Source organism: Phenylobacterium sp. (assembly GCF_036723115.1).
GTDB lineage: Bacteria > Pseudomonadota > Alphaproteobacteria > Caulobacterales > Caulobacteraceae > Phenylobacterium.
In genome coordinates, this window is the sequence record NZ_DAIMHV010000106.1 from 1 (window position 1) to 9120 (window position 9120).

General features: G+C 71.1%; 10 protein-coding genes. 3 read left to right on the forward strand and 7 right to left on the reverse strand.

Annotated elements, in window-relative coordinates; translation table 11 throughout:
- Positions 1–61: 61 nt before the first annotated feature.
- The 5 genes from V7D28_RS11105 to V7D28_RS11125 form a co-directional block, all read right to left on the reverse strand.
- Complete coding sequence (locus V7D28_RS11105; protein ID WP_333587448.1) at positions 62–397, reverse strand: GIY-YIG nuclease family protein; 336 nt, start codon at positions 395–397, stop codon at positions 62–64.
- A gap of 68 nt (positions 398–465) precedes the next feature.
- Positions 466–1548 carry a serine hydrolase domain-containing protein gene (locus V7D28_RS11110; RefSeq protein ID WP_442957930.1) on the reverse strand — a complete coding sequence of 361 codons (1083 nt, stop codon included), beginning with the start codon at positions 1546–1548 and terminating at the stop codon, positions 466–468.
- A gap of 56 nt (positions 1549–1604) precedes the next feature.
- The gene (locus V7D28_RS11115) at positions 1605–2450 is read right to left on the reverse strand and encodes a bifunctional hydroxymethylpyrimidine kinase/phosphomethylpyrimidine kinase (RefSeq protein ID WP_333587449.1); all 846 of its coding nucleotides are present in this window, start codon (positions 2448–2450) and stop codon (positions 1605–1607) included.
- A 99-nt stretch (positions 2451–2549) separates the two neighbouring features.
- Positions 2550–3941 (reverse strand): adenosylhomocysteinase, encoded by a 1392-nt coding sequence (gene ahcY / locus V7D28_RS11120; protein ID WP_333587450.1) that lies wholly within the window; start codon positions 3939–3941, stop codon positions 2550–2552.
- A 115-nt stretch (positions 3942–4056) separates the two neighbouring features.
- Positions 4057–5526 carry a CYTH and CHAD domain-containing protein gene (locus V7D28_RS11125; RefSeq protein ID WP_333587451.1) on the reverse strand — a complete coding sequence of 490 codons (1470 nt, stop codon included), beginning with the start codon at positions 5524–5526 and terminating at the stop codon, positions 4057–4059.
- A gap of 96 nt (positions 5527–5622) precedes the next feature.
- Between V7D28_RS11125 and bioB the strand changes: the two genes are divergently transcribed.
- On the forward strand, positions 5623–6609 hold the full coding sequence (gene bioB / locus V7D28_RS11130; protein ID WP_333587452.1) for a biotin synthase BioB: 987 nt from the start codon (positions 5623–5625) through the stop codon (positions 6607–6609).
- A gap of 19 nt (positions 6610–6628) precedes the next feature.
- On the opposite strand, the gene V7D28_RS11135 is transcribed toward bioB, so the two are convergent.
- Positions 6629–7315 carry a response regulator transcription factor gene (locus V7D28_RS11135; RefSeq protein ID WP_333587453.1) on the reverse strand — a complete coding sequence of 229 codons (687 nt, stop codon included), beginning with the start codon at positions 7313–7315 and terminating at the stop codon, positions 6629–6631.
- A 56-nt stretch (positions 7316–7371) separates the two neighbouring features.
- Between V7D28_RS11135 and V7D28_RS11140 the strand changes: the two genes are divergently transcribed.
- A complete protein-coding gene (locus V7D28_RS11140; RefSeq protein WP_333587454.1) occupies positions 7372–7875 on the forward strand; it encodes a L,D-transpeptidase family protein in 504 nt (167 codons plus the stop codon).
- A gap of 17 nt (positions 7876–7892) precedes the next feature.
- Here the strand turns inward: V7D28_RS11140 and V7D28_RS11145 are convergent, their stop codons facing one another.
- Positions 7893–8594 carry a YggS family pyridoxal phosphate-dependent enzyme gene (locus tag V7D28_RS11145; protein WP_333587455.1) on the reverse strand — a complete coding sequence of 234 codons (702 nt, stop codon included), beginning with the start codon at positions 8592–8594 and terminating at the stop codon, positions 7893–7895.
- Here V7D28_RS11145 and V7D28_RS11150 point away from each other — a divergent pair.
- A partial coding sequence (locus V7D28_RS11150; RefSeq protein ID WP_333587457.1) for a thiamine phosphate synthase occupies positions 8593–9120 on the forward strand: 528 nt, incomplete at its 3' end. The genes V7D28_RS11145 and V7D28_RS11150 overlap by 2 nt on opposite strands.

Consider the following 9120-nt stretch of genomic DNA (forward strand, 5'->3'; position numbering starts at 1 on the left):
TGGCTGGACGGCGGCCATCTCAGCACAGGACGAAGGCTCCCGTCCGGCGGACTTCGGACGCCTACAGGACGGCCGCCTCCAGCCGCGCCGCCCACAGGGCCTGGCGGCGCTTCAGCTCGTCTGCGCGGCCGAGCGGGGGATAGTCGGGGCGCAGGCGCTCCAGTTCCTCGAACCGGAAGGCGTCGAGCCCGTGCGCGCGGCAGGCGGCCTGGAGGCCGGCATAGGGGCAGGAGCCCAGGCGCAGGGAGAACCACAGGCCGTTCCGGGCGGTGTCCAGGTGGCGGCTGGCGCCCACCCAGGCCTGGCCCGTGGCGTTGCAGATCACGGCGAACACCCCCCAGGCGGGGGGCCGTTCCTTGTATTCGGCCGTGGCGGCCTTGCGCGCGGCGCGGTCCATACCTTCGCCCTCCGGGTTTTCACCCGGGTGATATAGGCGCTTATTTTACCCGGGTAAATAAGGCCGGGTCAGATCGCCGAATAGGCCGCCGCGATCAGGCGCTTCGCCCGCGGGTCGCCCAGCAGGTGGGCCGACTGCCTGTTCATCACATAGGCGCCGGCCAGGCCCGTCTGCGGATCGGCGAAGGCGCAGGAGCCGCCCCAGCCGGAATGGCCGAAGGTCTCATCCCCCGGCCCCCAGGGATGCAGGGCCTGATTGCGCATGACGCCGGCGCCCCAGCTCATGACGAAGGGCAGGACCAGGTCCTGGCCGGCGATCCGCTGGCGGGCCATCTGGGCGATGGCCGGGGGGGAGAGGACGGTGCGGCCGTCCAGGTCTCCGCCGCTGGCGAGCGCGCCCATGAGGCGGGCGAGCGCCGGGGCCGTGGCGTGTCCGTTGGCCGAGGGGATCTCCGCCCGGCGCCACTCCGCCTGCCCCCGGCCGCCGGGGGAAGACCAGGGCTCCAGAAAGGCCGCGCGGGTGGGGACGTTGATCTCGCCGAAGTCGGGAAAGGCCGGCGGGCGCTGCAGGTCTGCGCAGCGGGGGTGTTCGGCGTCGGGCAGGCCGATCCAGAGATCCAGGTCCAGGGGGCCGGCCAGGTCTTCGCGCAGGGCCGCGCCCATGGTGCGCCCGTCCACCCGGCGGAAGATCTCGCCGGCCAGATAGCCATAGGTCACCGGGTGATAGCCGCTGGCGGTCCCCGGCGGCCACAGCGGCGCCATGGCCGCGAGCCTGGCGCAGGTGGCGTCCCAGTCGAACCACAGGGCGGGCTCCACCGCCTCGACGAAGCCCGAAAGGCCCGCCTGGTGGGACAGGGCCTGTTCGACGGTGATCTCGCCCTTGCCGGCGGCGGCGAAGTCCGGCCAGACCTCGGCCACGGGCTGGCGATAGTCCAGACGGCCCTGGTCCACCAGGCGGGCGATCAGAATGGCCGCCACGGCCTTGGTGGTGGAGAAGACCGGGGTCAGGGTCTGGTCGTCGAAGGCCCGGCTGCGGGCCCGGTCGGCGTGGCCGGCCCAGAGGTCGACCACGAGTTCTCCGTCGCGGACCAGGGAGAAGCGGGCGCCCAGCTCGCTCCCCTCAGCGAAATTGGCGGCGAAGGCCTCGCGCACGGCCTCCAGGCCGCCGGCGCAATGGCCGTGGATGGGGACGGGTTCGGGGGAAGCGGTCAGGCCAGTCGCTCCATACGCACATGGGGAGAGGTGGCCTTCAGCCGCTGGGCCATGGCCACCACGGGCAGTTCGGCGGTCTTCCACATATGGGCCGCGGCGATGGTTTCGGCCACCCCGCCCACGGCGCGGGCCAGCGCATAGGAGGGCGACAGCCCGTCCAGCACCGCTGCGCCATAGAGGGCGGTGAGCAGGTCGCCCGTGCCCTTGGGCGCGGTGGGGCTGCGGGGATGGGCGGCCAGCCAGGCCTCGCGCCGATCGGCATAGACCACCCCGATCTCGGCCCCGCGCTGCACCGAGGAGACGAGGCAGGGCCGGCCCAGATGGCGGGCGGCGTCCACGGCCTGGGCCGGGGTGCGGGCCTCGGCGCCGGTCAGGCGCTCCAGCTCCCACACATTGCAGGCGACCAGGTCGCCCCGGGGGGTCAGGTCGGCGGCGACGGCCTCGGCCACCTCGGGCGCCACATAGAGGCCCGCCCCGTGGTCGCCCAGTATGGGGTCCACCAGGATGAAGGGCCGGCGCGCGGAGTCCGGCCGGGCGGCGGCGCGCACCGCGTCAATGGCCCGGGCGGCGGCCCGGACCTGATCGGGATGGGCGAAATAGCCGGTGATCAGAAGGTCGGTCTGGGCGAAGAGGCCGTTGGCCTCGATCCCGTCCAGCATGCCCTCGATGGCGTCGGCCGGCACGGCGGCCCCGCCGGGCGGGCCCCAGCCGGGATGGCGGCCATAGAGCACGGTGGGGACCACCATGGTGTCCACCTTGAAGGCCGCAAAGGTCAGGGCCTGGGCGCCGCCGCCCACCCGACTGGCGGCGACGTGACTGGAAATGATGAGGGCGAGCGGCATGGGCCCGCATAGAGACGGCCCGCGCCGGCGCCCGCAAGGGGCGACGGCGCGGCGTCACAGAATATTCGCTCGCGCCTCACGGGCGCGGGCGATCCGCTTCTAGTAACGGTAGTGTTCGGGCTTGAACGGACCGGCCTGGGGCACGCCGATATAGTCGGCCTGTTCCTGGGACAGCTTGGTCAGCTTGGCGCCCAGCTTGTCCAGGTGGAGCAGGGCCACCTTTTCGTCCAGGTGCTTGGGCAGGGTGTAGACCTGGGTCTCGTAGCGCCCGCCGTTCTGCCACAGCTCGATCTGGGCCAGGGTCTGGTTGGTGAAGGAGGCGCTCATCACGAAGGACGGGTGGCCCGTGGCGTTGCCCAGGTTCACCAGACGGCCTTCGGACAGAACGATGATCTTCTTGGCGTCCGGGAATTCCACATGGTGGACCTGGGGCTTGATCTCGTCCCACTTGAAGTTGCGCAGGCCGGCGATCTGAATCTCGGAATCGAAGTGGCCGATATTGCAGACGATGGCGTTGTTCTTCATCCGCCGCATGTGGTCGACGGTGAGCACGTCCTTGTTGCCGGTGGCGGTGACGAAGATGTCGGCCTTGTCGGCGACGTCGTCCATGGTCTGGACCTCATAGCCCTCCATGGCCGCCTGCAGGGCGCAGATCGGGTCGATCTCGGTGACGATCACGCGGGCGCCGCCGTTGCGCAGCGAGGCCGCCGAGCCCTTGCCCACGTCGCCGTAGCCGAGCACCACCGCGACCTTGCCGGCCAGCATGACGTCCGTGCCGCGGCGGATGGCGTCCACCAGGCTCTCGCGGCAGCCGTAGAGGTTGTCGAACTTCGACTTGGTGACGCTGTCGTTGACGTTGATCGCCGGGAACGGCAGCTCGCCGCGCTCGGCCATCTGGTAGAGGCGGTGCACGCCCGTGGTGGTCTCTTCCGACACGCCCTTGATGGCGTCGCGGATGGCCGAATAGAAGCCCGGCTTCTCCTTCAGGTACCGCTTCATGACGGTGAAGAGGGCTTCCTCCTCCTCGTTCTGCGGATTGTTCAGGACCGAGGGGTCCTTTTCGGCCTTGGGACCCAGCACGGTCAGCAGGGTGGCGTCGCCGCCGTCGTCCAGGATCAGGTTCGGATAGCCGCCGTCGGCCCATTCGAAGATCTTGTGGGCGTAGTCCCAGTACTCGATCAGGGTCTCGCCCTTGACCGCGAAGACCGGCGTGCCGGAGGCCGCGATGGCGGCGGCCGCATGGTCCTGGGTGGAGAAGATGTTGCACGAGGCCCAGCGGACCTCCGCGCCCAGGGCTTCCAGGGTCTGGATCAGCACCGCGGTCTGGATCGTCATATGGAGGGAGCCGGCGATGCGGGCGCCCTTCAGGGGCTGGGCGGCGCCGAACTCCTCGCGCACCGCCATGAGGCCGGGCATCTCGGTCTCGGCGATCTCGATTTCCTTGCGGCCCCAATCGGCGAGGGTGATGTCCTTGACGATATAGTCGGTCATGTCGGTGAATTTCCTGCGGTGCGGGCCAGGCCGGCCCGAGCTTGCGGTTTGCCCGCTCTATACCGAGGCGGGGGCAGACGGACAAGGATCGTATAAGGATATCTTTATGTGAATCTTACCAAGGATCGCTGATCTTCAGAATTTTCTCAAAGGCCGCCTCCGCCGCCGCCAGGCCCGGCCCCCGCCGGCTGGCGAGCTCGCCCGCCAGATGGCCCGCCGCATAGAGGGCCGGCCCCTCCAGCTTCAGCCGGGTCAGCAGGGCCTCGGCCACGGCGCCGTCGTTCAGCGATCCCAGGGCCGATTGCAGTTTCCGGACCTGCTTGATCAGGCGCCGCGCGGACTTGTCCTTGAGCAGGGGGCGGAAGCCCTCGGCGGCGTAGCGCAGCTTCTTGGCCTCAATCCTCACCTTGTGGCGGGCGGCGTCGTCCAGCAGGGCCAGGTTGCGCCCCTGGCGGGCCAGCTTTCGCCGGCGCTGGCCCAGGGCCTGGGCGGCGAAGTCCAGCCCGTCCCCGCCGCCCTCCTCCAGCGTCTCCAGCCAGTCGCCGGTCTCCACGAAGGCGCAGAGTTCCAGCAGCAGGCGGCGGAAGCGGGCCGAGGCCACCGCCGCCCGGGCGCGGGCATGGGCGCGGCCCCGCGCGCTCTCCAGCGCCTCGCCCAGATCGGCCAGGCCGTGGATGGCCGCCCCCTTCTGGGCCGCCGGGCGATAGGTTTCGGCCAGGAAGACGTCCAGCTCTCGGGCCTCGTCGCAGGCGCCGGCGATCCATTTCAGCTCGCCCTTCAGCCGCTCGGCCTCGGCGCCGGCCAACAGGGGCTTGAAGGTGGAAAAGGCGCTGCGCAGCCGCCGGGCGGCCACCCGCAGCTGGTGGATGGCCTCGGGCTGGTCGGCCGCGCGCAGGATCAGACCGTTGGCGGCCAGCTGGGCCAGGCCCTGGCGGCCCATGGCCTGGAAGGCGCCGGCCGCGCTCACCCCGTCCTTCAGGGTGGGCGGCTCATGACGCTGGGCGCCGGGAGGCTCCACCAGGGCGAACCCCTGGTCGGCCTTGGTCTCGAAGGACAGATAGAGGGGGGCCACGTCGAACAGCCGCCCGGCCAGGGCGAAGAGGGCGGCGGGCTCGCCGGCCTTCAGCTCCAGTTCCAGTTCGCACAGGCGGCGCTTGCGCCGTCCGGCGCGGATTTCCCCCTGGTCCAGGGCCGCCTCGACCTGCGCCTCGCCCTCGGCCACGGTGCGCAGGGTCCGCCGGACACGGACCTCGAACAGGGGCTCGAGCCGTTCGGCCGCCGCCGGGCCGATCACCTCCAGCAGGGCCGGATGGGAGAGGTCCAGGGCCTGACCCTCCACGGGGATCTCGGCTTCCCGGCGCTTGAGCCCGCGCCCGGCCTTCAGGGTCTGGCGCCGGCCGCCCGGCTCGTCGCGCAGGCGCAGGCCTGCGCCTGCGGCCCGCAGGTCACGCTCGGGCGTGTCGAAATAGGTGGCGGCCAGCTCGGCCTCCCCCTGGTCCTCGCCGCCCAGGGCGGCCAGCAGGGCCGGACCGTCGGCCGGATCGCAGAGGAACTTCAGTTCCACCTCTTGGGTCTCGGACGCCATGGTCTGCTCCGTCGGAAGAGTTTTCCTTGCCTGGTTCCATCAGCCTATAGGAAAGGAGTCCAGACCGCGTCCGCCCGCATTGTCCAGGAGTGCCGCATGAACGCCCCGATCTTGCATGTCGATCCCGCCCAGCCCCGGCATGACTGGACCCTCGAGGAGATCGAGGCCCTGTTCGAGCGGCCCTTCATGGAGCTGGTGTTCGACGCCGCCGCCGTCCACCGCCGCTGGTTCGACCCCTCCGAGGTTCAGCTGTCCCAGCTTTTGTCGGTGAAGACCGGCGGATGTCCGGAAAACTGCGGCTATTGCAGCCAGTCCCAGCACTTCAAGACCGGGGTTCCGGCCAGCAAGCTGATGGATGCGGGCACGGTGATCGCTGCGGCCGCCGAGGCCAAGGCCGGCGGCGCCCAGCGCTTCTGCATGGGGGCGGCTTGGCGCGACCTGAAGGACCGGGACCTGCCCAAGGTGGCCGAGATGATCTCCGGCGTGAAGGCGCTCGGCCTGGAGACCTGCGCCACGCTGGGCATGCTGCGGCCCGACCAGGCCCAGGCCCTGAAGGCCGCCGGCCTCGACTATTACAACCACAACCTGGACACCGGCCCGGACTATTACGACCAGGTGGTCACCACCCGCACCTATCAGGACCGGCTGGACACCCTGGAGGCCGTGCGCGACGCGGGCCTGTCCACCTGCTGCGGCGGCATTGTCGGCATGGGCGAGACCCGTCGCGACCGGGCGGGCCTGCTGCAGGCCCTGGCCACCCTGCCGGCCCATCCCGACAGCCTGCCGATCAACGACCTGATGCCCATCCCCGGCACGCCGCTGGGCGAGAGCCAGGGGGTCGACGGGCTGGAATTCGTCCGCATGATCGCCGTGGCCCGGCTGGTCTGCCCCAAGGCGGTGGTGCGCCTGTCGGCCGGCCGCGAGCATATGTCCCGCGAGCTTCAGGCCCTGTGCTTCCTGGCCGGCGCCAATTCCATCTTCGTGGGCGGCAAGCTGCTCACCACCGCCAATCCGGACAAGGACACCGACGCCGCCCTGATGGCCGAGCTCGGTCTGCGCCCCATGGGCTCGGCCAGCGCCTGAGGGCGCCGGCCAGGGCGGCCTACGGCGCCAGGCGATAGCCCCCGGCTTCGGTGAGCAGGAGCCGGGCGTTGCCGGGATCGGGCTCGATCTTCTGGCGCAGGCGATAGACGTGGGTCTCGAGGGTGTGGGTGGTCACCCCCGCATTATAGCCCCACACCTCGGCCAGCAGTTCCTCCCGCGAGACCGGCTTGTCCCCGGCCCGGTAGAGGTATTTGAGGATGTTGGTTTCCTTTTCCGTCAGCCGGATCTTGCGCTGGCTCTCGTCCACCAGGACCTTGGCCGAGGGCCGGAACTCGTAGCCGCCCAGCTGGAAGACCGCCCCTTCGGACTGTTCGTGGCTGCGCAGCTGGGCGCGGATGCGGGCCAGCAGGACGGCGAAGCGATAGGGCTTGGTGACATAGTCATTGGCGCCGGCTTCCAGCCCCTTGACCGTGTCCTCGTCGGAGGCCGCGGCGGTGAGCATGATGATGGGGGCGGCCACCCCCTGGTCGCGCAGGGCCTTGCAGACCTCGCGCCCGTTCATGTCGGGCAGGTCCACATCCAGCAGGACGAGGTCGGGGCGGTTGGCCCGGGCCATCTCAACCCCCTCGGCGCCGGTGCCGGCCTCGACGGGATTGAACTCCTCGTGCAATTGAAGTTGCTCGGCGACCGCTCCACGCAGGTCGGCGTCGTCGTCGATGATCAGCAGAGTCTTTCTTTGCGCCATAGGTCGAACATGCACCGCATCGCAGCCCCCGGGCAAAGAAAATTGGGGGCGACCCTTTGAAGTTCAACGCTGATTCGAAAGGCCGCTTCGTGGCGGGCGACCGCGCCTTTCCCTGCGCCATCGGCAAGGGGGGCATGGTGGCTGCGCAGGACAAGCGGGAGGGCGACGGCGCCTCGCCCCTGGGCGCCTGGCCCCTGCGCCGGGTCCTCTATCGCCCTGACCGAGGGCCTGCGCCCCGCACGGCCCTGCCGGTCTCGCCCATCGCGCCGGACGACGGCTGGTGCGACGACCCCGCCCATCCGGACTATAACCGCCCGGTCAAGCGACCCTTCGACGCGAGCCATGAGGCGCTTTGGCGTGAAGACGGCCTCTACGATCTGGTGGTGGTGCTGGGGCACAACGACGACCCGCCCGCCGCCCCCCTGGGCTCGGCGATCTTCCTGCACCTGGCCAAGCCCGACTACGCCCCCACCGAGGGCTGTATCGCGCTGGCCCGGCCTGACCTGGAGGCCGTGCTGGCCCTGGCCGCCCCCGGAGACGTGCTGATCATCGAGGCGTGAACGAGGGTCGGCCGGGCTCAGTCCCGCGCCCCGAACAGGGCCGAGCCCACCCGCACATGGGTGGCGCCAAAGGCGATGGCGGTCTCGAAGTCGCCGCTCATGCCCATGGAAAGCTGGCCAAGGCCATTGCGCACGGCGATCTTGGCCAGCAGGGCGAAGTGCGGGCCCGGCGGCTCGTCCGCCGGCGGAATGCACATCAGGCCTGCGACCGGCAGGTCGAGGGCGCGACAGGCGGCGATGAAGGCGTCGGCCGCCTCCGGCGCCACGCCCGCCTTTTGCGGCTCTTCCCCCGTATTGACCTGGACGAACAGGTCCGGACAGCGGCCGGCCTTCTGGGCGGCGCGGGCCAGGGCCTCGGCGAGGCGCGCCCGGTCCAGGCTCTCGATAACCTGGAAGAACGCCACGGCGTCGGCGGCCTTGTTGGTCTGCAAGGGTCCGATCAGGCGCAGCTCCAGCCCCTCGCGGCGGCCCTCCCAACGCTCCATGGCCTCCTGCACGCGATTTTCGCCGAACACCCGCTGGCCGGCGGCCACCACCGGGGCGACCTGTGACCAGGGCTGTTGCTTGGAGACGGCGGTCAGGGTCACATCGGCGCCGGTGCGCCCGCTAGCCCGGGCGGCGGCCTCGATCCGGGCCAGAATGGCGGCGCGGGCGGCCAGCGGATCGAAGGCGCCGCCGGGGCGCGGACGGGATGGAGGAGCGGACTCGTTGGGGGACATGGGCGCGGCCTACACCTTCTGGAACCTGCGGCGGACCGCCTGGTGTCTAAAGGCGCGCAGCCTTGGGCAAAACCCCCTGCCGCCGCTCTTGCTGTTCACCGATCCGCAGCGCACGCCCGACGTGCTGGCCGCCGCTGCCGCCCTGCCCCGGGGCGCGGGCGTGGTCTATCGCGGCTTTGGTCGCCCGGAGGCCCAGGCCGAGGCGCAGGCCCTGCGTCGGCTGACGCGGCGGCGCGGAGTGAGTCTGTTCATCGGCGCCGATGCGGGCTTGGCCCGACGGGTGCGCGCCGACGGGATCCACCTGCCCGAACGCCTGGCCGGCCGCGCCGGAGCGCTGCGCCGCTCAGGTTTTCAGGTCACTGCGGCGGCCCACAGCCTGGGCGCGGCGCGGCGGGGGCTGGCGGCCGGGGCCCAGGCGGTGGTGGTTTCGGCGGTCTTTCCCAGCGCAAGCCCCAGCGCCGGCGCGCCTCTCGGCCCGCTGCGTTTCGCCGTCCTGGCGCGGGCGGCGGGGGGGCCAGTCTATGGG

What these genes read in the sequence shown, in the direction of transcription:
- V7D28_RS11105 (WP_333587448.1), bottom strand. Translation starts at nt 397, where the DNA reads ATGGACCGCGCCGCGCGCAAGGCCGCCACGGCCGAATACAAGGAACGG.
- V7D28_RS11115 (WP_333587449.1), bottom strand. Translation starts at nt 2,450, where the DNA reads ATGCCGCTCGCCCTCATCATTTCCAGTCACGTCGCCGCCAGTCGGGTG.
- ahcY (WP_333587450.1), bottom strand. Translation starts at nt 3,941, where the DNA reads ATGACCGACTATATCGTCAAGGACATCACCCTCGCCGATTGGGGCCGC.
- V7D28_RS11125 (WP_333587451.1), bottom strand. Translation starts at nt 5,526, where the DNA reads ATGGCGTCCGAGACCCAAGAGGTGGAACTGAAGTTCCTCTGCGATCCG.
- bioB (WP_333587452.1), top strand. Translation starts at nt 5,623, where the DNA reads ATGAACGCCCCGATCTTGCATGTCGATCCCGCCCAGCCCCGGCATGAC.
- V7D28_RS11135 (WP_333587453.1), bottom strand. Translation starts at nt 7,315, where the DNA reads ATGGCGCAAAGAAAGACTCTGCTGATCATCGACGACGACGCCGACCTG.
- V7D28_RS11145 (WP_333587455.1), bottom strand. Translation starts at nt 8,594, where the DNA reads ATGTCCCCCAACGAGTCCGCTCCTCCATCCCGTCCGCGCCCCGGCGGC.